Origin of the sequence: Halorubrum lipolyticum DSM 21995 (genome assembly GCF_000337375.1) — an archaeon.
Classification (GTDB): domain Archaea; phylum Halobacteriota; class Halobacteria; order Halobacteriales; family Haloferacaceae; genus Halorubrum; species Halorubrum lipolyticum.
Genome location: NZ_AOJG01000025.1, coordinates 83,377 through 106,531, shown reverse-complemented (window position 1 = coordinate 106,531; position 23,155 = coordinate 83,377). Strand labels below are relative to the sequence as shown.

At 67.4% G+C, this 23,155-nt stretch carries 18 protein-coding genes and 1 tRNA gene; 10 read left to right on the top strand and 9 right to left on the bottom strand.

Features of this window, described 5'->3' with window-relative positions:
* The first annotated feature begins 35 nt into the window (after positions 1-35).
* The 5 genes from C469_RS09125 to C469_RS09105 all read left to right on the top strand — a co-directional run bounded on the left by C469_RS09125 (position 36) and on the right by C469_RS09105 (position 6,145).
* A complete protein-coding gene (locus tag C469_RS09125; RefSeq protein WP_008005912.1) occupies positions 36-1,337 on the top strand; it encodes a thiamine ABC transporter substrate-binding protein in 1,302 nt (433 codons plus the stop codon).
* A 7-nt stretch (positions 1,338-1,344) separates the two neighbouring features.
* Entirely contained in the window at positions 1,345-3,165 is a 1,821-nt protein-coding gene (locus C469_RS09120; protein ID WP_008005910.1) for an ABC transporter permease, read from the top strand.
* Complete coding sequence (locus tag C469_RS09115; protein WP_008005909.1) at positions 3,155-4,279, top strand: ABC transporter ATP-binding protein; 1,125 nt, start codon at positions 3,155-3,157, stop codon at positions 4,277-4,279. Before C469_RS09120 ends, C469_RS09115 begins: the two co-directional genes overlap by 11 nt.
* 401 nt (positions 4,280-4,680) lie before the next feature.
* Positions 4,681-4,938: a DUF7561 family protein gene (locus tag C469_RS09110; protein WP_008005907.1), complete on the top strand. Its 258-nt coding sequence runs from the start codon at positions 4,681-4,683 to the stop codon at positions 4,936-4,938.
* A gap of 94 nt (positions 4,939-5,032) precedes the next feature.
* The gene (locus tag C469_RS09105; RefSeq protein WP_008005906.1) at positions 5,033-6,145 is read left to right on the top strand and encodes a pyridoxal-phosphate-dependent aminotransferase family protein; all 1,113 of its coding nucleotides are present in this window, start codon (positions 5,033-5,035) and stop codon (positions 6,143-6,145) included.
* 61 nt (positions 6,146-6,206) lie between these two features.
* Here the strand turns inward: C469_RS09105 and C469_RS09100 are convergent, their stop codons facing one another.
* The 7 genes from C469_RS09100 to C469_RS09070 all read right to left on the bottom strand — a co-directional run bounded on the left by C469_RS09100 (position 6,207) and on the right by C469_RS09070 (position 13,372).
* Positions 6,207-6,518, bottom strand: a complete 312-nt coding sequence (locus C469_RS09100) for a hypothetical protein (RefSeq protein ID WP_049911197.1) — start codon at positions 6,516-6,518, stop codon at positions 6,207-6,209.
* 18 nt (positions 6,519-6,536) lie between these two features.
* Positions 6,537-6,836: a DUF424 domain-containing protein gene (locus C469_RS09095; RefSeq protein ID WP_004047822.1), complete on the bottom strand. Its 300-nt coding sequence runs from the start codon at positions 6,834-6,836 to the stop codon at positions 6,537-6,539.
* On the bottom strand, positions 6,837-7,739 hold the full coding sequence (locus C469_RS09090) for a tetratricopeptide repeat protein (RefSeq protein WP_049911196.1): 903 nt from the start codon (positions 7,737-7,739) through the stop codon (positions 6,837-6,839).
* Positions 7,740-8,382: 643 nt separating this feature from the next.
* Positions 8,383-10,182, bottom strand: coding sequence for an oligoendopeptidase F (gene pepF, locus C469_RS09085; protein WP_008005901.1), 1,800 nt, complete (start codon positions 10,180-10,182; stop codon positions 8,383-8,385).
* A 68-nt stretch (positions 10,183-10,250) separates the two neighbouring features.
* Complete coding sequence (gene rimI, locus C469_RS09080; RefSeq protein ID WP_008005900.1) at positions 10,251-10,724, bottom strand: ribosomal protein S18-alanine N-acetyltransferase; 474 nt, start codon at positions 10,722-10,724, stop codon at positions 10,251-10,253.
* Positions 10,725-10,815: 91 nt separating this feature from the next.
* On the bottom strand, positions 10,816-12,429 hold the full coding sequence (locus C469_RS09075; RefSeq protein ID WP_008005897.1) for a PAS domain S-box protein: 1,614 nt from the start codon (positions 12,427-12,429) through the stop codon (positions 10,816-10,818).
* Positions 12,430-12,565: 136 nt separating this feature from the next.
* Entirely contained in the window at positions 12,566-13,372 is an 807-nt protein-coding gene (locus C469_RS09070; protein WP_008005895.1) for a TrmB family transcriptional regulator, read from the bottom strand.
* Positions 13,373-13,589: 217 nt separating this feature from the next.
* Here C469_RS09070 and C469_RS09065 point away from each other — a divergent pair, with 217 nt between their 5' ends.
* The 5 genes from C469_RS09065 to C469_RS09045 all read left to right on the top strand — a co-directional run bounded on the left by C469_RS09065 (position 13,590) and on the right by C469_RS09045 (position 20,617).
* Positions 13,590-15,413, top strand: a complete 1,824-nt coding sequence (locus tag C469_RS09065) for a COG1361 S-layer family protein (protein ID WP_049911194.1) — start codon at positions 13,590-13,592, stop codon at positions 15,411-15,413.
* On the top strand, positions 15,414-18,089 hold the full coding sequence (locus C469_RS09060) for an efflux RND transporter permease subunit (RefSeq protein ID WP_008005891.1): 2,676 nt from the start codon (positions 15,414-15,416) through the stop codon (positions 18,087-18,089). It abuts the gene before it with no gap.
* Between the two features lie 27 nt (positions 18,090-18,116).
* Positions 18,117-18,189, top strand: a tRNA-Arg gene (locus C469_RS09055).
* A gap of 296 nt (positions 18,190-18,485) precedes the next feature.
* Positions 18,486-19,508, top strand: a complete 1,023-nt coding sequence (locus C469_RS09050) for a hypothetical protein (RefSeq protein WP_008005890.1) — start codon at positions 18,486-18,488, stop codon at positions 19,506-19,508.
* A gap of 71 nt (positions 19,509-19,579) precedes the next feature.
* Positions 19,580-20,617, top strand: a complete 1,038-nt coding sequence (locus C469_RS09045) for a restriction endonuclease (protein WP_049911192.1) — start codon at positions 19,580-19,582, stop codon at positions 20,615-20,617.
* Between the two features lie 15 nt (positions 20,618-20,632).
* On the opposite strand, the gene C469_RS09040 is transcribed toward C469_RS09045, so the two are convergent.
* Together C469_RS09040 and C469_RS09035 are read right to left on the bottom strand one after the other, a co-directional pair.
* A complete protein-coding gene (locus C469_RS09040) occupies positions 20,633-21,502 on the bottom strand; it encodes a DNA adenine methylase (RefSeq protein ID WP_008005885.1) in 870 nt (289 codons plus the stop codon).
* A 101-nt stretch (positions 21,503-21,603) separates the two neighbouring features.
* Positions 21,604-22,995 carry an ATP-binding protein gene (locus C469_RS09035; protein ID WP_008005884.1) on the bottom strand — a complete coding sequence of 464 codons (1,392 nt, stop codon included), beginning with the start codon at positions 22,993-22,995 and terminating at the stop codon, positions 21,604-21,606.
* Positions 22,996-23,155: the final 160 nt, after the last annotated feature.

The window sequence follows — 23,155 nt, the reverse complement described above, 5'->3', positions numbered from 1 at the left end:
TCCCTTATGTAACCACTGGGTGTAACAACTCGGTAATGACCGACGACGCGACCGAGACGGACCGGCGCGACGCCCCCGACGACCGGCAGGCGGACTCCCCCGGCGGCGTCGGCCGACGCGCCGACCGGCGCACCGGGCGACCCACTCGACGACGGTTCCTCGCGCTCGGCGGCGCGGCGGGGGCCGTCGCGCTCGCCGGGTGTAGCGCCGAGCCGACGGACGGCGGGGACGAGTCAGACGGGAGCGACGGCGACGACGGGGAGAACGGTGACGACGGCGATGACGGAGAGGGCGACGACGGCGACGGGAGCGACGGCGACGACGAAGAGACGCCCACGCTGACGGTCGCGACCTACAGCAGCTTCATCGACGCGCCGTCGGTGAGCCCGGGCGAGTGGCTCAAAGAGGCGTTCGAGTCGCGGGTCGACGCGGAGCTGGAGTGGGCGACCCCGGACAACGAGGTGAACTACTACGTCGAGCGCGCCGGTTCGGGGGTGTCGATCGACGCCGACCTCTACGTCGGGCTCACCACCGAGGACCTGGTGCGCGTCGACGAGACGCTCGACGACGACCTGTTCGCCGAGCGCGGGGACGTCGAGGGGTTCGACGACGTGCGCGAGGGGCTGCTGTTCGACCCGTTCGACCGCGCGGTCCCCTTCGACACCGGCTACGTGAGCCTCGTGTACGACGGGACCGCGACCGAGGCGCCGGAGACGTTCGAGGGCCTGCTCGACGACGAGCACGCGGGCGCGCTCATCGCGCAGAACCCCGGCGCCTCGACGACGGGGCGGTCGTTCCTCCTCCACACCGTCCACCGGTTCGGCGACGGGCCGGACGGCGCGGTCGAGGGCGGCGACGGCGACCCCGACTACGACTACCTCGACTACTGGGCGGCGCTCCAGGACAACGACGTGCGCGTGCTCGGCTCGTGGGACGACGCCTACGCCGCGTGGAGCGAGGGCGAGGCCCCGATGGTCGTCTCCTACTCGACCGACCAGGTGTTCGCGAGCATGGAGGGCGAGGACCTCGAGGAACACCAGATCCGGTTTTTGAACGACCAGGCGTACGCCAACCCGGAGGGGATGGCCGTCTTCGCCGACGCCGACGAGCCCGAGCTCGCCCGCGAGTTCATGTCGTTCATGCTGGAGCCGGACGTGCAGGGAGCGATCGCCGAGCGCAACGTGGCGTTCCCCGCGACCGACACGGCCGAGCTCCCCGACGACTACGCCGAGCTGGCGCAGGAGCCGGCCGAACCGGTGACGTTCACGTACGACGAGCTCCAAGGCTCGGTCAGTGAGTGGGTCGAAGACTGGGAGCGGCAGTTCGCCGGGAACTGACGGCGGCGTGGCAGACGCCAGCCGCGGCGCCGCCGACAGTCGTCGTACGCTCCGTGAGCGGATCACCCGACGCCTTCGCGGACGCCTCCTGACCGCGCTCGCGGTTGTCACGAGCGCCGTGCTCGTCGCCGCGTTCTACTACCCGGTCGGTACGGTCCTGATCGAGGCGGTCGTCGTCGACGGCGCGGTCACGCTCTCGGTGTTCGCCGAGCTGCTGCGCGACCCGTTCTACTTCGGGGAGTTCGCCCGCTTGTTCGCGGGCGAGTCGCCGCTCGCGGTCGCGCGGGACTTCCTCTCACCGGAGCGCCGGCTCGGGATCGTCGGGTTCACCGCGTATCAGGCCGCGCTGTCGACGGTCGCCAGCGTCGCCTTGGGGCTCCCGGCCGCCTACCTGCTCGCACGCTTCGAGTTCCCCGGCCGCCGGACGCTGCGGTCGCTGACGATCGTCCCGTTCGTGCTGCCGTCGATCATGGTCGCGGTCGGCTTCGTCGCCACGTTCGGTGACAACGGGACGCTGAACGCCGTCTTGCGGGCGCTCGGCCTCCCGCCTGTCGACCTCCTGTTCACGCTCGAAGCGATCGTGATCGCCCACGCCTTTTATAACGCGCCGCTCGTCGCCCGGGTGACGACCGCGGCGTGGGAGTCGGTCGACGCGAGCGCGGTCGAGACCGCCCGGAGCCTCGGCGCGGGGCCCGTCCGGGCGTTTTACGACGTGGTCGCGCCGCAGGTGTACCCCGCCGTGCTGACGGGCGCGGCGCTCACCTTCGTGTTCACGTTCGGGACCTTCCCCATCGTGCTCGCGCTCGGCGGGTTCCAGCTGGCGACCGTCGAGGTGTTCGTCTACCGGCTCGTCCGCGACCTGAGCTACGCCGAGGCGGCCGCGCTGGCGATCGTCGAACTCGTCATCTCGCTGGGCGTCCTGCTCGCGTACCTGCGCTACGAGGCGCGCAACACGGTCAGCTCGCGGGGCGTTCGGCCCCTCCCGCGTAAGTCCCCGTTCCCCGACTCTCCATCCATCAGCGAGGTACTCTCCCGGCTCGGCCTCGCCGCCTACGTCGTCGTCGCGGGGCTCGTCTTCGTCGCGCCCATCGCCTCGATGGTGCTCGCGAGCGTCACGGGCGGGGACGGCGCGCTCACGCTCGACCACTACCGCTTCCTGGTCGACCGCCAGCAGACGGGGGCGGCGTTTCAGGTGCGGCCGTGGCCCGCGATCCGCAACTCGCTGACGTTCGCGAGCGCCGCGACCCTGCTCGCGCTCCCGATGGGGGTCGTCGTCGCCGTGTTGACGACCCGGCGGTACCGCGGGCGGAAGCTGGTCGACGCGGCCGCGATGGCCCCGCTGGCGGTGTCCGGGATCGTCGTCGGGCTCGGGCTCCTCCGCGGACTCGTCTTCGGCGTGGAGGTCGCCGGCTGGCGGTTCGCGGCGACCGGCGCGGTCGCCATCGTCGTCGCGCACGCGGTCGCGGGCTACCCCTTCGTCGTCCGGACGGTCGCGCCCGGGCTGGAGGGGCTCGACCGCTCGCTGATCGAGTCGGCCCGGGCGCTCGGGGCGTCGCGGGCGCGGGTGATTCGGGACGTGGAGCTCCCTCTCGTCTGGCCCGGCGTCGTCGCGGGCGCGGCGTTCGCCTTTGCCATCTCGATCGGGGAGTTCACGGCGACGGTGGTGCTCGCGACCGGCGCCGACGCGTACACGATGCCGGTCGCCATCGAACGGTTCATCGGGCGTCGGCTCGGACCGGCGACCGCAATGGGCGTCGTCCTACTGGTCGTCACCGGGCTCAGCTTCGTCGTCATCGAGCGGCTCGGAGGTGAGACGCGTGGGCTCTGAGCCGGGCGCGGAAGAGGTCGACGACACCGCCACCCGCCCCGCCGTCGAACTCGACGGGGTGACGAAGCGATACGGGGAGGCCACCGCCGTCGACGACGTGAGCCTCCGGGTACGCGAGGGGGAGTTCTTCACGCTGGTCGGCCCCTCCGGCTGCGGGAAGACGACCACGCTCCGGCTGATCGCGGGCTTCGAGGAGCCCTCTTCCGGCACCGTCCGCTTCGCCGGCGAGTCGGTCGCTGGCGTGCCGCCAGAGGACCGCGACGTAGGCGTCGTCTTCCAGAACTACGCGCTGTTCCCCCACATGACCGTCGGCGAGAACGTCGGGTACGGCCTCAACTTCGCCGACCCGCCCGAGGGGGTCACCCGGGACGAGCGCGTCGACGAACTGCTCGAGCTGGTCGACCTTCCGGGCGCCGCCGACCGCGACCCGGAGAGCCTCTCGGGCGGGCAACAGCAGCGCGTCGCGATGGCTCGCGCGCTCGCGCCCGGTCCCGATCTCCTCCTCCTCGACGAGCCGATGAGCGCGCTCGACGCGCAGCTCCGCGAGCGCCTGCGGGTGCAGGTCAGGCAGATCCAGTCGGAGCTCGGAATCACGACCGTCTACGTCACCCACGACCAGGAGGAGGCGCTGGCGATCTCCGACCGCGTCGCGGTGATGCGCGACGGGAGGCCCGAGCAGGTCGCGCCCCCGCGAACCGTCTACCGCGAGCCGTCGAGCCGGTTCGTCGCCGAGTTCGTCGGCGACAACAACGTCTTCGCGGGGCGGGTCACCGACCTCGCTCCCGCCGAGCGCGACGACGCGCCCCGCGTCGCCGGCGTCGACGTCGGCGGCGAGACCCTCCGGGTCGCGGTCGGCGGAGAGGGGGGCGACGGTATCGCGCCCGGCGACCGGCTCACCTTCTCGGTCCGGCCCGAGTACCTGCGGATCGACGAGGGTGAGAGCCGCGTCCGGGCGGCCGTCGCGAGCGCGGAGTTCCTCGGCGAGACGACGCGCGTGACCCTCGGCTGGGGCGGTCGCGACCTCCTCGTCCGGACGCGCGATCCCCTCTCCGGCGAGGTCGTCGTCGGCTTCGACCCGGAGGACGCGCACGTTATCGGCGTCGACAGGAGCTGACTGACGACGGTTTATAAATAGAAATGCGGTTGGCGCGCCCCGGTGAGCGGCCCGGAGGGCCGCGAACCGCCGGTGCGAGGGAGTCAGTCGCCCGGAGCAACGCGGAGGGCGACTGACGAGGCTGGGGAGGTGTGAGGCTGCGGTGGGTGGGACTCAAAGGGGCAGCCGCGAGGGCGAAGCACGCCGTAGCAAGCACCGCAAGGAGCGAGTGCAACGAGCGACTGAGGAGCGCAGCAAGGCGCGCGAGTCCTCGCGGCTGGGGCTTTGGAGGTGATCACCGTCGATCCACAGCCACCTGTTTATAAACGAGCAACCGGGTGTTCCGATACCATTCACCGCCGATTCGCTAGCGATCACGTCTTCGTCGACACGCATTACCGCTCGGAGTCGCTACCCCACGTATGGCCACGGAGTCGTGTGACGTCTGCGAGCGGTCCGTCAGGATCGCCGGCGGGATCGGCGATCTGTGGAACTTCGCGTTCGAGTCGACGCAGGGCATGACCCTGGAGCTCACCGACGACTCCGAGTTCTTCCTCTGTTTCGACTGCATGGAGCGGCTCCCGGACGACCACGAGCCCACCGCCGACGACGTCGCCGCCCTCCGCGAGCGCACCGACCCCGTCGAAGAGGACGGCAACGACTTCTGGCACTGGAAATAGGACGGGTTCGACACCCGAACGCCGGTCCCCTTTTGCGGCGTATCACAAGGAACATACCCCCGCACGACGCGATACGATCCATCAGGTGGATCCCGTGACGACAAAACGCGAATACCGCGACGACTACGACGACAAGACGCTGTACATCCCCGGTCCGACCGAGGTCCGCGACGACGTCATCGAGGCGATGACGGAGTCGACGTTCGGCCACCGGATGGACCGGATGACCGACCTGTACACCACCATCGTCGAGGACACGAAGACGTTCCTCGGTACCGACAACGACGTGGTCGTCCTCACCGCGTCCGGCACCGAGTTCTGGGAGGCGTCGACGCTGAACCTCGTCGACGAGAACATCTTAGTGCCGACCTGCGGGAGCTTCAGCGAGCGCCACGCCAACGTCGCCGAGCGGCTCGGGAAAGACGTGGACCGGCTGGAGTACGAGTGGGGCGAGGCGGTCAAGCCCGGGGACATCCGCGAGCACCTCGAATCGACGGACAAGCACTACGACGTGGTCGCGACCGTGATGAACGAGTCGTCGACCGGCGTCCGCAACCCGATCGAGGAGATCGGCGACGTGATCAGTGAGTACCCGGACACCTACTTCGTCGTCGACGCCGTCTCCGCGCTCGGCGGCGACTACGTCGACATCGACGGCCACGGCATCGACGTGATCTTCGCGTCCACGCAGAAGGCGTTCGCGATGCCGCCGGGGCTCGCGGTCTGCGTCGTCAGTCAGGACGCCTACGACCGCGAGGTCGAGAAGGGCGACTCCTCGTGGTACGGCGGCTTCCGGCGCACCATCGACTACTACGACCGGAAGGGCCAGACCCACTCGACGCCCGCCATCCCGATCATGTTGGCGTACCGCAAGCAGATGAAACACATGCTCGAGGAGGGCCACCGCGCCCGCGACGAGCGCCACCGCGAGATGATGGAATACGTCCACGACTGGGCGGACGAGCACTTCGCGATGTTCCCCGAGGAGGGCTACGAGTCCCAGACGGTCGCCTGCATCGAGAACACGCAGGGGATCGACGTCGCCGCGACGATCGAGGAAGTCAGCGAGGAGTACGACATGGCCTTCTCGAACGGCTACGGCTCGCAGCTCGGCGAGGAGACGTTCCGCATCGGTCACATGGGCGAACACACCGTCGAGAGCGTGAAGGAACTCACCGACGCCATCGAGGACGTCGCGGACCTGTAGCGCGGGCGGTTCGCTCTGGGGTCGTCGGTTCGCTCTGGGGCGGGCGGCGACGACGCCCTTTTCAATCGCCCCGTCGCGGCTCGACCAGCTCGATCCGATACCGTCGGCCGCCGGCTCGGGTCTCGTCGACGGCGACGACGACGAACGACGCCTCGCCGACGTCGATCATGTCGCCCGGCGACAGGAGGCCGTCGTCGCCGGACTCGCCGCGCCGCCGCCGGTTCTCTCGCGCCCGCCGGTCGGTGTCGCCGACGACCTCGGGGCCGACGCTGATCGTCCCTCGTTCGGCCGCGATCACACGGCTCCAGAACGCGTCCGACGGCGGTCGCGGCCCCACTCGTTCTGCCAACTCGGCTCTCGTCAGTCGCTTCATCGTGTCATCGCCGATCGGTCACAGCCAGAGCAGTTGTGCGTGTCGGGTCTCCTCGAACTCCAGGACGGTCTCCTCGTCGACGAGCCCGGCCTCGACGGCGACGCCGACGGCCTCGGTGCCGACGATGTTCGCGACCTGCGCGCGGTGGAGCCCCGCAACGACCTCCTCGGCGGTCGCCTCGACGGCGTCGTCGCCGCCGTAGAACTCCTCGCTGACGGTGATCGTCGCGCGCCCGTTGTCGTACGTCTCGCCGAGGCAGTCGGCGTCGCAGACGGAGACGAGCCGTCCCTCGGCGGTCTCGCGCTCGCGGAGGAGCATTTAAAAGCCCTCGGGTCCCTCACCCTGGAGCTCTCGCTCCGGCTCCTCGCGCGCGCCGCCCCGTCCGCCGCGACCGCCGCGACCGCCGGCGCCGGGTTGCCCGCCGGCCCCGGGTCGCCCGCCCTGTGCGGCCTGCCCGCCCGGCCCGGGCGCCTGCCCGGTCTGTTCCTCGACCATCTGCTCTTCCGCCTCGCGGCGGATCTCGTCGGCGCGGTCGGCGACCTCCTCGGCCTGCTCGTGTTCGCCCGCCTCCTCGAGGGCGCGCGCCTTCTCTTCGAGGACGCCCGCGCTCCGGTAGCCGAGGCGGATCGCGTTGTCGAAGCAGGTGACGGCGTCCTCGGCGAGCCCGCGCTCGACCAGCAGGAACCCCCGGTTGTACCACGCCTCCGCGAAGCGCGGGTCGGTCTCGACGGCGCGCTCGGCGTGTTCGAGCGCCTGCTCGCCCCGGCCCGACTCCCAGAGCGCGTACGCCAGGTTGGTCTCGGCGGTCGCGGCGTGCTCGGAGTCGCCGTCGATCCGCAGCGCCTCCTCGTAGGCGCCGATCGCCTGATCGTACTCCTCCAGTTCGGCGTGGGCCGCGCCCTTGTTCACCCACGCCTCCTGGGCCTCCAGGGAGTCCTCCTCGGCGAAGCTGGCGGCGCGCTCGAACGTCTCGGTCGCCTCCTCGAAGCGGTTGATCCCCATGTACGAGAGCCCCACGTCGATCAGCCGCTCGACGTCGACGGCGTCGCTCTCGACGTTCCGCTTGTCCATGATATCGGTGAGGACGCGGGAGTCGACGGGGTCGACCGTGTTCGGGTCGGCGTCGATCTCCTCGGGGTCGAGGGTGAACTCCTCGTAGCCGGCGTCGACGCCCTGCCCGGCGGAGAACTCGTGGCGGTCGTCGTCGCGTTCGTCGGTCATATACCCGGTTTTGACGGTCACGACGCGTAAGGGTTGCGTCGGAGCGTCGCGGCGAGGGCGTGGCCGGGTCTGTTGATCGCTCCTTCTTCAGAGACGGAGGAGAGTGAAACACCCGACGCTGAAGGGTGCGAACTGAGCGATTACGGGAGTAGGTATTGCAGATCGGTGGTGACAAGAACGTATGTAAACGGAGCTGAGTGATAGCGATGATCGCTTAGAAATGAATGCGGCGGTGGCGTGCGCCTGCGATCGCCCACCGGGCGCGAGCAGTCCGCACGAGGGAGTCGCTGGCGGCGACAGCCGCCAGCGACGAGGCTGGGGAGGTGTGAGGTGCTGTGCGGTCGGGTGGGACTCAAAGGGGCAGCCGGTGAGGCGGGCGCAGGCGACGCAAGCAGCGTGGCGCTACGCGCCACGAGCAGCCGGCTGCGAAGCCGCCGGCGACACCGCAGGGAGCGAGTGGAACGAGCGACTGAGGCGCACAGCGAGCGTGCGCCCGCCTCACCGGCTGGGGCTTTGGAAGTATTCACCGCGGAATCGATCACCGATACACAGCTGCCAGCAACATCACTCAATCGTTTATAAATAACTGCTTCACAAATTTGCTATACCCACTCCCGACATCGATCGCTCCGCTTTCTCTCGACTACTCCAGATCCAGCAGCGCCGCGATCTCGTCGAGGTAGTCGTCGTAGACCCCGACGGCCGACTCGATCGGGTCGGGCGAGGCCATGTCGATCCCCGCGAGTTCGACGACGTCGAGGGGGTAGTCCGAGCCGCCCGCTCGGAGCATCTCGCGGTAGTCGGCCGCGGCGGGCTCGCCCTCGTCGAGGACGCGTTCGACGATGGCGGCCGCGGCGGAGATGCCGGTCGCGTACTGGTACACGTAAAAGTCGTAGTAGAAGTGCGGGATCCGCTCCCACTCGCGCTCGATGCCGCCGGTGAGCTCGGCTGGCGCGTAGTAGTCGCCCTTGAGGTCGGCGTAGATCTCGTCGAAGGCGTCGGGGGTGAGCGCGTCGCCGGCCTCCACGCGCTCGTGGATCCGCTGTTCGAAGGCCGCGAACATCGTCTGGCGGAAGAGGGTCGACCGGAAGCGCTCGAGGTACTCGTCGAGGACGTGCGTGCGAAGCTCGTCGTCGTCGACCGTGTCGAGCAGGTGGTGGGTGAGCAGGGTCTCGTTGACGGTGGAGGCGATCTCCGCGACGAAGATCTCGTAGCTCGCGTCGTGCCACGGCTGGGCGTCGCCGGCCAGCTCCGAGTGCATCGAGTGGCCCAGCTCGTGCGCGAGCGTGAACATCGAGGCGATGTCGTCCTGGTAGTTCATCATGATGAACGGCTGGGTGTCGTACGTCCCGGAGGAGAACGCGCCCGAGCGCTTCCCGCGGTTCTCGTAGGCGTCGACCCACCGCGAGTCGAGCCCCTCGGCCATCCGCTCCTGATACGCCTCGCCCAGCGGCGCGACCGCCTCGATCACCCACTCGCGGGCCTGGTCGTACGCCACGTCGGGGCCCTGATCGCCCGTCAGCGACATGTAGAGGTCGTGACTCTGGAGCTGGTCGACGCCGAGCGCCTCCTCCTTGAGCTCAGCGTGCCGGTGGAGCACGCCGAGGTTGTCGTCGACGCTGTCGACGAGGGTGTCGTACACCTCGACCGGGACGTTCGAGCCGTCGAGCGCGGCCTCGCGCGCGGAGTCGTAGCCGCGGATCTCGGCGCTCGTCGCGTGCTCGCGGACGGCCTTCTCGAGGGATGTGCCGACCGTGTTGCGGACGCTCGCCCACTCGCCGTAGAACGTCTCGTGGACGCGCTCGCGGAACTCGCGGTCCGGGTTCGTCTGGAGCTTCGTGAAGTTCGACTGCGTGATCTCCACCGCCTCGCCGTCGGGGTCATCGACGACGCCGTAGGTCATGTCGGCGTTCGTCAGCATCGAGTAGATCTCGCTCGGCGCGTCGGTGACCTCCGACAGGTCCGCGAGCACCTCCTCGACCTCGGCCGAGCGCGTGTGCGCTTTCATCCGCAACACGTCGTCGAGGTAGTGCTCGTACTCGGCGAGGGCGGGCTCGGCGTCGACGAAGGACTCGACCTCTTCGTCGGTGAGCGACTGGAGCTCCGGCTCGAGGTAAGAGATCGCGCTCGACGCCTCGGAACCGAGCGAGGACGCCCTCGCGGACATCGCCTGGTACTCCTGGTTCCGGGTGTCCTCGGCGCTGCGGAGCTGTGCGTACGTCATCACCTGCTGGAGGTCGCGGAAGATCTCCTCGCGCAGCTCCAGCAGCTCGAGCAGGGTCGCGGCGTCGTCGGCGACGCGCCCCTCGTACGCCGCCAGCTCCTCGATCCGCTCCGAGACCGCCTCGTAGGCGGCTTCCCACTCCTCGTCGTCCGCGTAGACGCTCCGGAGGTCCCACTTGTACGCCTCGTCGATCTCCGCGCGCTCGGGAACCGAACTCATACCGCGGGGTTGGCCCCCAGGGCACTAAGACTTATTAAAAGCGGAAGTCCGCGCGAGAAGTGGTCGGCTCACTCACCCGCCGTCCACTCCGCGAGGTCGACGACTAACACGAGCGCGTCCTCGCCGTCCCGGTAGTAGTTCGAGATGCGGCGGATCGGGTCGAACCCCTCGTCCGCGTACAGCGAGCGGGCGGTCGCGTTGCTCTCGCGGACCTCGAGCCGCACGACGGCGACGCCGACCGCGTGGAGCCGCGCGAGCGCGGACCGGAGCAGCGTCCGGCCGATCCCCCGCTCGCGCGCCTCGGGGTGGACCGCGAGGTCCTTCACGTGGCCGATGTCGCGCCCGTGGTTTGGGGTGGAATCCGCGACGACGTAGCCGACGACCGCCCCGTCGCGCTCCGCGACGAGGAACGCGGGCTCGTCGAGCAGCCGCTCGAAGGCGTCGTACGGCCACGGATCCGAGAAGCACGCGCGCTCGATCCGCACCACGGCGAGCAGGTCGGCGCGCTCGACCGGACGCACGGTCGCGTCGACGGGGGTCACGGGTCAGGTTAGCGGCGGCGAGAAATAAACGCGACGGGACGGCGCGGCGGTGCGGAGCGCGGCGACGCCGGCGGAGCCGAAGCGACCGCGGTCATCCGTCGATCCACGGCGCGCCCGACTCGGCCGCGTCGGGGCCCGGGCCGCTGACGACGAAGCACGCCCCGTCGGGGACCGTCACGGCGTCCGGACACGTCGGATCGGCGCCGTCGCCCCGGAGCTCGACCGTCCACCCGTGCGACTCGACGACCTCGCGGACGATGTCGAGCCCGTAGCCCGTCCCGTCCTCGCGGGTCGTGAAGCCGGGGTCGAACACCGCCTCGCGGTGCGTCGGGTCGATCCCCGGTCCGTCGTCGGCGACGAGGAACCCCCCGTCTGTCGCGGTCACGACGACGGTGAGTGGGTCGTCCTCGCCGCCGTCGGTCGACGGGGCCGCCGCGTCGGCACCGGTCGGACCGCTGTCGGCGCCGGCGTCCGACGCGGCGTGCTCCGTCGCGTTCCGGTACAGGTTCTCGAACACCTGTCGCAGGCGGCCGCGGTCGCCGCGCACTCGGGCGTCCGCGCCGACGACGAGGGTCGCGTCCGCGCTCCCGGCGGTCTCCCACGCCTCGCGGGCGACGCCGCCGAGCGCGAACTCGGTCGGCTCGTCGATCCCGGAGCCCTGCCTGGCGAGCGTCAGCAGCTCCGAGACCAGCTGGTCGATCCGGTCGGCGGCGCGCTCGCCGCGCTCGAGGGGCTCGGTGTCGCCTTTCAGCTTCGCCATCTCCATCGACGCCCGGATCACGGACAGCGGGTTCCGGAGGTCGTGAGAGACGATGCTGGCGAAGCGGTCGAGCCGCTCGTTGCGGTCGGTGAGCCGGCGCTCGCGCGCCTTCCGCTCGCTCACGTCACGGGAGTTGATGAGCAGGCGGCCGACCGCGGTGTCGGCCGGCAGCGACCGGGTCCGCGACTCTAACCAGACCCAGTCGCCGTCGGCGGTGCGGTAGCGGTACTCCATCGTGGGCGTCGCGTCGGGGTCGTTGAGCGCGCGGTAGAACCGCTCGGTCACGCGCTCGCGGTCGTCGGGGTGGACGTAGCCGAGCGGCGAGCGCCCCACGGTCGACCCCCGCTCGTAGCCGAGCACCTCCTCGACCGACGGGCTCTCGTACCGGACCCGGCCGTCGGCGTCGACGACGGTGACGAGGTCCGTGCCGTACTCGAGGAACTCCCGGAACCGCTCCGGGAAGGTCGCCTCGGAGTCGACGCGGCGCGCGGTGACGACGCGGCCGCCGAACTCGGGGGCCAACTCCTCGTCGACGACGGACTCGACCCAGACGAACCCGCCGTTCGCGCGGCGGATCCGGTGGGTGACGACGCGGTCGGTCGCGACCGCGGAGAGCGCGTCGGAGACTGGCTCGCGGTCGTTCGGGTGAACGCGGTCCAGCAGGTTCTCGCCGACGAGCGCCGCCCGCTCGACCCCGAGCACCGCGGGCACCGAGGGGCCGGCGAACAGCACCTCGCCGTCGACCGCGACGGCCGCGACGAACCGGTCGGCGCCGGCGACGGGCGACGCGACGGGACCGGCCCCCTCGTCGGCGTCGGTCTCGCCCTCCGGGACCGTCGGATCGCGAACGGAGCCGTCGGCCGGCGGATCGCCCGACTCCCGGCGGTCACCGTCGCGGGTGTCGGGTGTTGCGGCCGCCGGGCGGTCGGTCGGGCGAAGGGTCACGCTAGCTCTGTCGCCCCTTCGAACGCGATCGAATAAAGGTGCGCCCCCAAATTATCGGCGGAGATAATCGACGGCGAATTCCGGCGACTGCGGGCGATCTCCTGTCATCGTCACGGAGAGTCATCCGTTCCGACGCTTAAATATCCTCGACGACCAGGGCCGCCTCCCACGCGTCGGCGAACCCGTCGCTCACGCGGGTCGCGAACCCCCGGTCGCGCAGGTCGAGCATGCCGAAGAGGCGGTCGGGCGCGAGCGGGTCGGACACCTCCAGACACACCTCCTCGCCGTCGATGAGGTAAAAGTTCCCGTACACGTCGTCGGTGACGCGGAGCGTGAACGCGCCCTGCGCCATCGCGAGCACCGCACGGTCCTCGTCGATCGCGGTCAGCGCGTCCTCGAACATCGCCGGCGACAGCAGCACGGAGACGTCGACGCCGCGGCGGATCGCCGACAGCAGCCGGTCGAGGAGGACCGGTCCCTCGCGGTCCACCTCGAACTGCGAGGAGACCTCGGTGGCGACGACGACGATCGACTCCGCCGCGGCGTCGACCCGCTCGAAGAGCAGGTCGAGCGAGTCGTCGGCGCCGACGGCGGCGGTCCAGAACCGGTCGTCGGCCGTCTCCGCGTCGGCCAGCTGGTCGACCAGCTCGTCCCTCCCCGACTCGTACGTCTCGATCCGGCGCTCCAGCTCCCGCCGTTTGGTCTCGACGAGCCGGTCGACGGCGACCGCGGGCTCGACGGGCGCGTACCGCTTCGGCTCGCGGTCGCTCTGGACGCGGACGAGCCCGCGGGACTCCAGTCCGCCGAGCGCGTCGTAGATGCGCCCCTTCGGCACGTCGCTCTCGGCGGCCGCGTCGGCGGCGGTCCCGGTGCCGAGCCCGAGCAGTCCGCGGTACGCCCGCTCCTCGTAGCTCGACAGCCCCAGGTCGCGAAGCGACTCCATGCGACGACCTACGCCGAGAGTATATAAATGAGTGGCGCTGAAACGAGAGTCGGTTTCGAGATACGAACACCGGATCTCGAGATAAACGCGAATTTCGGCGCCTCATACCGGTATTCGGCCACAGATCGGCGTTAAATAAATTACTGGAAACTGATATAATGTTTCTATCGGTTCCCGAAGGGTATTACGTCGGCGCGGCCTACCGCGGACAACTGATATGAGTCGCATCCGGAGGGTGGCGGTCGTCGCGCTGGTCTGTTGTCTGCTGACGGCCGGCACCGCGCTGGTCGCCGCCAACGACACGGTCAGCGGCGACCCCGACATCGAGGCGTTCGCGCCCGAGACGGCGTTCGTCCCCGGCGAGGAGTCGACGCTGCAGGTGAGCCTGAACAACCGCGGCGACGTGAGCGAGGAGGGGTTCGACGACCTCGAGAGCGAGGTGGTGACCGCCCACGAGACCACCGCGCGGGTCCTCTCCGGCGACGAGACCGACCGCGACGTGCCCTTCGACGTGCGCACCGGCGAACAGACGGTCGGCGACGTGCCCCGGGGCGTCACCGGTCCGATCGACTTCACCGTCGTCCCCGACGAGGACGCGGAGCCCGGCGTGTACCAGGTCCCGATCCGACTGGAGTACCGGAACGTGTACAACGCGGAGGACGACAACGGCGCGACCCTCCGCGACGAGCGCGTCGAGACCGAGACCGTCTTCGTCGACGTCGAGATAACCGACCGCGCGCAGTTCGCGGTCACCGCCGTCGACGGCGCGGTGCAGGCCGGCGACACCGGCGCCGTTAACGTGACGATGCGGAACGTTCAGAACGAGACCGCCCGCGAGGCGTCGGTGGCGGCGACGCCGGTCGACCCCGACCTCACCTTCACCACCGAGGCCGGCACCACCGAGACGTACGTCGACGACTGGGCGCCCGGAGAGAACCGCACGTTCACCTACCGGTTCGACGCCGCGGCCGAGGCGACGCCGCGGGCCTCGACGCTGGAGTTCGACGTGGAATACCGGGACGCCGAGCGCGCCGACGCGGCCGCCCGGACCGTCCGGACCGGCGTGACGCCGCTCTCGCGGCAGGCGTTCGACGTGACCGGTCTCGAGAGCTCGCTGGAGGTCGGCAAGGACGGCTCGTTCGCGGTCGAAGTCCGCAACGACGGCCCGCGTGCGGTGGAGAACGCCGTCGTCGCGTTCGACAACGAGGCGCCGGCGCCGGAGGGAGTCGCGGCGGACACGATCCCGGCCGACGAGAACGTCGTCCCCCGCGAGACGCGGGTGACCGTCGGCGACCTCGCGGTCGGCGAGACCGCGACGGCGACGTTCGACGCCGGGATCCGATCCGACGCGAACCCCGGCAACCGGACGCTCAACCTCGCCGTGCGCTACCGCGGGCTCGACGACGACGTGATCGTCTCCAACGCGTACGACGCCGTCGTCGACGTGCGCCCGGAACAGGAGACGTTCGCCGTCTCGCCGGTCGAACTGAGCAGCGACGACGGCAGCGAGGGCGGCAACGAGACCGGCGATGACGGCAACGCGAGCCCCAGCGACGGCAACGCGACCGACGCCGGCCGCACTGCCGGGGTCGCGCCGGGCGAGACCGCTCGGTACGACGTGGTCGTCCGCAACACCGGCTCCGAGCCGGTCTCGGACGTGCAGGCGAAGCTGTTCGTCGACGAGCCCATCAGCTCGGACGACGACGAGGCGTTCGTCACCTCGCTGGACCCGGGCGAGGAGACGACCCTGCGCTTCGAGGTGAGCGCGGACGGCGGGGCCGCGCCGAAGACCTACTCCGCCGCGATGGACTTCCGGTACGACGACGCCGACGGCGACGAGCAGCTCTCGGACACCTACCGGCTCCCCGTCGAGGTCGCGACCGACGACGGCGGCAGCGTGCTCCGGTCGCCGGTCGGGATCGTCGCCCTGCTGAGCGCCCTCGCGCTCGGCGCCGCGGCGGTCTGGAAGCGCGGCCGGGTGAGCCGGGCGCTCTCGCGGCTCCGCCAGCGCGCCCGCGACCGGTTCGGCGGAAACCGGTAGATGCCGGGCGCAGAGCGCGTCTTCCGGGCGATAACCGACCGGGTCGTCGACCGACCGAAGCGGGTCGTCGTCGCCTGCCTGCTCGTCACGGTGCTGTTCGCGCCCGGGATGGCCCTCCTCGAGTCCGAGGCGGGCAGCGACCAGTTCACCGAGGGGATCGACGAGGCCGACGCCCTCGACCGAGTGAACGAGCAGTTCGAGCCCGCGTTCGGCGGCGACGAGCCGACGACGCAGCTGATTCAGCGGGACGGAAACGTCCTCGACCGACGCGGGCTGCTCGCGATGTTGGAGACGGCCGAGCGGCTGGAAGACAGAGACGACCTCCGCGTCACCGAGGTGTCCGCCGCGGCGATGGACGTGGCGGCCGAACTCGACGAGGACGCGGAGACCGCCGGCGACGCCCGCGACGCGGTCGAGCGCGCGAGCACGGGCGAAATCGACGACGCGGTCGACGCGGCCGCCGAGGACCCCGGGTTCGCCACGCTGCTCTCCGACGACTACAACAGCGAGTCACAGACCGCCTCCGCGGCGCTCGGCGTCGTCACGCACTCGTTCCCCGCGTCGGCCGATACCCAGTCGCTCCAGCTGGAGGCGCGCGAGGTCGCCGAGCGCGCCCCGGGCGACGTCACGGTCTTCGGCGGCGGCATCGTCGACAACGAGTTCGCGCAGGTGATCTTCGACTCGCTGGCGATCGTCGTTCCCGCGGCGCTCGCCGTCATCCTGGGGCTGTTGGCGTACGCGTACCGGGACCCGTTCGACTTCGTGCTCGGCGGCGTCGCGCTGCTGATGACCGTGGTCTGGACGTTCGGGTTCACCGGCTACGCCGGCATCGCCTTCTCCGACGTGCTGATCGCGGTGCCCGTCCTCCTGCTCGCGATCGGGATCGACTTCGGGATCCACACGGTGAACCGCTACCGCGAGGAGCGCGCAGAGGGGGCCGAACCGACGACCGCGATGCGCGACGCGCTCGGCCAGCTGACGGTCGCGTACTCGATCATCGCGGGGACGACGATCATCGGCTTCCTCGCGAACCTGACCAGCTCGCTCGACCCGCTCCAGGAGTTCGGGCTCGTCGCCGGCATCGGCATCTGTTTCACCCTCGTCATCTTCGTCGGCTTCCTGCCGGCGGCGAAGCTGCTCGTCGACCGCTGGCGCGCCGAGCGGTCGCTCCCCGAGTTCGGCTCTCGCCCGCTCGGCTCCGAGGACTCCGCGCTCGGGCGGCTGCTCCCGTCGCTGTCCGCGATCTCCCGGCCCGCGCCCGCCGTCTTCCTCGTCGTCGTCCTCCTCCTGACCGCCGGCGCGGCCGGGTACGGCGCGGGCGTCGACACCACGTTCGACGACGACGACTTCCTGCCGCCGAGCGAGCAGCCAGGCTACGTCGACTACTTCCCCGGTCCGATGCAGCCCGGCGAGTACACCGCGACCGAGACGATCGACTTCCTCTCCGACAACTTCGCCACGAGCGAGGACGACACCGTGACCGTCTACGTCGAGCGGCGGATGACCGGCGACGCCGCCCTCCGGGGCCTCGACCGCGCCGAGCGCGACCCCCCGGACACGTTCGTCGAGACGGACGGGCGCGCCAGCGCCACCGGCGTGACCGACGCGATCGACGGCTACGCCGACGAGAACCCCGAGTTCGAACGGCTCGTCGACGAGTCGGCGCTCGACGACGGCCCCCCGAATCGGAACCTCGACCGGATCTACGGCGAGCTGCGGGACTCGGGCTACGCAGACTTCACCGGCGAGTACCTCGCGGACGACGACCGGTCCACGCGCGTGGTGTACGACGTGGAGTCCGACGCCGCCGACGCCGAAATCACCGCCGACGCCCGCGCGGTGGCCGACCGCTACCGCGGGGACGCCACCGCGACCGGCCAGATCGTCGTCTTCCAAGCCGTGAGCGAAACGATCTTCGACTCGGCGATCGTCTCGCTGTCGGCCGCCTTGGGCCTCTCGGCGCTGCTGCTCATCGTCCTGTTCCGGCTGTTCCTCGGGAGCCCGGCGCTCGGGCTCGTCACGCTCCTCCCCGTGGCCGTCACCGTCGCGGCGCTCACGGCGACGATGCGGCTGGCCGGGATCCCCTTCAACGCGCTCACGGCGACGATCCTCTCGATCACCATCGGGCTCGGCGTCGACTACACGGTCCACGTCGCCCACCGCTTCCACGACGAGTACGTCGCGCTCGGCGACGCCGACGCCGCGATCGAGACCACCCTCCGAGGCACCGGCGGCGCGCTCACCGGCACGATGGCGACCACCGCGCTCGGCACGGGCGTCCTCGTGCTCGCGATCACCCCGATCCTCGGCCAGTTCGGCCTCCTGACCGCCGCGAGCATCTCGCTCGCGTACCTCGCCTCACTGGTGGTGTTGCCGCCGGCGCTCGTCGCCTGGGCCGCCGTCGTCGAGCGTCGCCCCGACCTGCTGTGGATCGGCCGGGCGCTCGGCGGGGTCGAGTCCGGGAGCGAGAGCGGAAGCGACCGCGGACCCCCCGACGGCGTCGACCGCTCGGCCGAGGACGCGCGTACCGATGGGGGGACCGTCGACGACGCCGATGGAGACCGTTTCGAGTGGAGCCCGGCGCTCGCGGCGGCGTCTCGGCGGAGCGAACCCGTCGCCGACGCCAGCGACACCTCACCACGGACCGGTCCGGACGGCCGCAGTCAGAAGCGTTAAACGCTCGCCGCGGATATCCGGTCGTGAGGGCGCGTAGCTCAGCGGACAGAGCACTTGGTTCCGGACCAAGATGCCGCGGGTTCAAATCCCGTCGCGCCCGTTCGCTTCGCTTCGCTCACTCACGGGCGCGACTGGCCCCACGCTCGCTCACTGCGTTTGCTCGCGTGGATCCCGTCGCGCCGTATCGCTCTCCCCGACGGGTAGCAACAGTTGGACCCGTGAACCCGTAACAGCGCCGGCTACTCGTCTTCGAGGGCGTCGTAGACCTCTCGGTTCGCATCTCGGTCGTCCGCCGCGACCCGTCAAACCAGTTCGCGCCGGATGCTGCCCTCTCTAGTTCCTTGATTTGATATTTCACTCTGAAGATATTTCTATACGGTGTCTGAGACTCAGGTAATGTATCGGTTCACCCCGGACGAGATCGATCACGAGCGAGCCCACCACCAGGCAGTCATTCAGGGAGCCGACGACCTGGACGTCAAGCGGATCGGTAACCTCGGCGAGCTCGCGTTTGAGCAGTTCTGTCGCGAGTACCTCCCCGTCGAGATGTGGGAGTGGGAAAACGAGGAGGCGATCCGGCGGTGTAACCCCGAGAGCTTCTCCGGACACGACTTCGAGGTGTTCGGCTACACGGTCGACGTGAAGTCCTCACGGGACGTCTCTGCCTTTCTTCCCGAGTCGCTGGTCGAACGGGACCCCGACGATGACATCGTGGTGATGGTCTGGCACCGGGACAACGAGGACAGTCTGATGCTACTCGGGTGGGAGCGCCTCGAGACCCTAAAGTCGAAGGTCGAAACCGAGGCGGCCTTCTCGGGCGATTCTCCGGAGAAGCTCGACCACCTCGCGGCACGACCGATGAACGAACTGATCGATCTCGGGCCTAACACCGCCCACATGAATCAGAAGCCGGAGAATCCGTTCTCACCGGGGGATCGAGTGGTGAAGGCCGGCGACGCGGAGCCGTCGGTGGGGATCGTCGTCGAAGTGTTACCGCCGGAGCAGAACACCGGGGCGTTCGGACACGAAATGGACGGAGAGGCGGTACGGGTCGCGTTCCCGAGTTCGCTCGACGAGGGACCAGGTGCGTGGCGCGATTATCACCCCGCGATCCTCGCGTCGTACTGTGACGACCAGGACATCAAGCTCTGGACGTACAAACACGAGAACCTCGCGTTCGCGGAGAACCCATATGTGCCGGGGGACCAGGTAATCAAGACCAGCCACAGCGATCCGAACACGGCCGTCGTGGTCGAAGGCTCTGAGGACCGTGGCTATGACAACGTGACAGTCGCGTTCTTGGGTGATTTCGAGGAGGAGGATGTATCGCCGGGAGAGCTTGCGACGCACTGTGAGGAGAACGGGATCAAGTGCTACGCGTACGAGTATTCGGAGCTAGATTTCTCAACCAAAGATTGATCCAGCCGCTGTAACATACTGGTCGCTTTGGCGAGAGGATTTTTATTCAGCGATGAGAACTTCGATCCTGAATGAGAGTATCGACGACAAAAGAGGAACTGCTTGATAAGGGGTTACAGATTGACCACGAGCAGTTTGAACAGCTCTGTAAAATGGTGATCGAGCGTGCGGAGCCAACTCGTGAACTTGAGCTAACGCCATTCCGTGGCGATGGTGGAATTGATATTCACGCGGTCATCGATCGAGAACTGTTCCACGCGCGGCTTGGCATTCAAGCGAAACAATATGCTTCTGGAAACACAGTCGGAGCCCGCACCCTCCGCGGATTTAAAGGCGCACTCTCAGAGCAACAGTATCACATCGGAACGGTGATCACGACATCCTCGTTCACGTCTGGCGCCGAGACAAGCGCAAACCAAGATTTCATTCGGTTGATCGACGGTGACCGGCTCACGGACATCATGATCGAGAGCAGTATCGGCGTCGTTACAGACGACGAGTCATACGAACTCGATCCCACGTTCTGGAGCGCGTTCGAGAAGCCGGAGCGCACCGACACGATTCCGTCACTAGAAGTACCACAGGCGGACAATTTTGAGGTGATACGCACTGTTATCCAAGCGGTTGGAGTGGGTTCCGACACTAAACCCAATATCGCAGACTACGTCCGAAGACAGACAGATACGGACACGTTTGATCCGAGGCAAGCGGATTATTACGGTATTGCCGCGTGGCTTCTCCAGTTTCTCCACAAAGAACAGGAGGTCGAAGTCGACAACCACACGATCCGCCGTTGGGGACTCACTCGCCTCGGTGAGGAATACCTCACGTACCTCGATCGTGGCAATCGAGAATCCGCAGATGATCTTCTCACACAACAGATCCGTGATGTCGAGATCATCTCCCGCGTATACGCTCAGCTGGAAGTAGACGGTACTCTCTCCCGAAGTGATATTACGGAGATCCTCGCTGCCGAAACAGATCTCTCGGACTCAACCACTCGTCGACGTGCCCGAACCGTCGGACAGTGGCTTGTTCGCCTTCCAGAAATCACTACGAGCGGCCGAGGAGCCCAGCAACAATACGTTCTAGCCTCGACGCCACGCTGAGGGATTTTCGACGACTCATTCAGTAAAGTCGGAGAGGGTCTTTCGCCGTTGCTCATCTGGTGGAACGTTTGTAATGAGTACTTCCGAGACTTCCCCGCGGCTGCTAGCATCGCTATTTATGGCACGAGTGGCGTCTACGTAGCTGATCGAGAATACGTCGTAGTCTTTGTATAATTCCGTGACCGGCGGCGAATTAGAGAGGATCACAGATACACCCATCTCTGTGAGTTCTATGATGGTATCACGAAGCCGCCGTTGGTCCTCTCGATCGAATCCAGCCGCCTGATATGAATTGAAATCCGCGGTTTTCGATACCGGTTCGTACGGCGGATCAAAATACACAAGATCGCCGCTGGAAGCCTCATCGACGACGTAGCTGAAATCCGTATTAAAAACTACTGTGTCTTGGAGGACACGTGATGCCTTCCGAATCCGCTGCTCTTGTACCCAATCTGGATTTGAATAGCGTCCGAAAGAGACGTTGAATTCGCCGTCACTGTTCTCCCGGTACAATCCGTTGAAACACGTCCGATTCAAGTATAATAGTAAGCTCGCCTCTCGGATCCTCTCGTCCTGTGTTAGAGTCGACTGGGTAAGGAGCGTATTGAACTCCGAACGAGCGTCGTAGTAGTATTCCTCCGTATGCTCGTGTGTCTTGTTCTCGGCAATGAGGGCGTCCGGTTGGTCTCGAACGATCTCATAAAACGTTGTTAACCGCGTGTTCAGATCGTTTACTGTCCCATCGTCAGGATCCTGATGAAAAAACACAGCGCCACCTCCTACGAACGGTTCGTGATACGCCTCATATGAGATCGGAAACAGCGCCGTGATCTCTGAGAGAAGCTGGCGCTTCCCACCTGCCCATTTTAAGATCGGCTCCACCATTTAGCATAGATCTCCTCGGTATTAGCAAAAAACTGTCTCGTTGGAGTAGCAGTCTCTCTCGGTACTTGATTAGTCTTGTTGAGATGGCGTTTGGAGAGTAACTACTCTCCGAGCGCGGCGACGATGTCGTCGATCGTGTAAAGACGTACATCGTCGCGATCGGCGGCAGCTTCGCGGATGCTGTCAGTAAACCCGCTCCGAGAGAACAGCGCGTATTCGACGGTCCGCTTGCCACCGCCCGACGGCTGCCATCGGAGTTCCTCAACGTGTGTCTCCAGCGATGCCAGCGCGCTGTAGTCGAGCGGCGATTCTTGATACTTACACTCGCCCACGACGAGTGTGTTTTCGTCAGTGAGTCCGACGACGTCGATCTCGTGGTCCTGATACCACCACTGCCCGACATCGACGATCGGCGTCTCGTCGTACAGCGTCCACAGGGACTCACAGCACAGTTGCTCGAACGCGGGAGCGACGAAGTCGGCCATGTCCGGTTCGACGAGTCGTTCGTAGGTCCCGTCGCCGAACTGATCGTAGCGATCCGAACTCCCGTACAGGAACCGGAACCAGAACCGGAACAAGGGGTCACGCAGCCGGTACTGGCTTCGCTTGGACCGTTCGGGTTTCTCAGTCACTGGAACATGCCGCTCGATGAGCCGAAGCCGAGAAAGACGGTCCAAATACGTCGATAGTTGGTTGTAGTCGATACCGGTCACGCCGGCGATCTCGTTGCGGCCGGTCGCCCCGCCGGCGATCGCTTCGAGGATCGAGAAGTAGCGCGTCGGCTCCGTCAATTCCATCCGGAGGACGTGCTCCGGCTCGTTGCGGAGTGACCCGTGACGAGTCAGCACCGTCTGCTGGATGTTCTCGCCGAGCGACCGATCGGCGTCGAGTTCCTCGAGGTAGTAGGGAACGCCACCGAACACGCTCCACGCGCGAACGACCTCGTCCGCCGTCGCATCGTCTGGTAGAAACTCCGTCACGGCGTCGAACGAGAGTTCACGGATATCGAGTGTGAGGGACGTTCGCCCATATAACGGGCTGTCTCCGAGCAGGGTCGCTTCCTCCATCATGCTGATCGACGATCCGACCAGAACGAAGGTCGTCTCCGACTCGTCGAACTCGTGGTCGAACAACGCCTGTAACACTGACGGAAGACTCTCATCCTGTTCGATCAGGTACGGAAACTCGTCGAGGACGACGATCGCGTTCTGGTCGGCCAGATACCTGAACAGCCGCTCCCAATCGGGACGAATATCTTCGATACCAGGAACTGTGTCAGCCGCAGCCTCGACGAACTGTTCCAGTTGGAGCTCCCGCGTCTTCTGTCGTGCTTGATAGAAGACCGCGTTCTCTCGGCTCTCAAGCGCCTTCTTGACGAGTCTCGTCTTTCCCAGCCGTCGCCGCCCGTACACGACAGCGAGATCCGCGTTCCCCGAGTCGAAAAGGCTGTGAAGCCGATCTAACTCCTCCGAGCGGTTCACGAAGTCTGTCATGGCGCTGAGTTAGCGGGTGTGAGATAAAAATATTCTGAATAATTATATTCTGGAATATCATATCTAGAGATATCATCGACTGAGGATTCAACCAACGCAAAATTAGAATAGATCCGAGACCAGACATATGCGGCGGCAAGTCTGTTGGAAATACTACCTT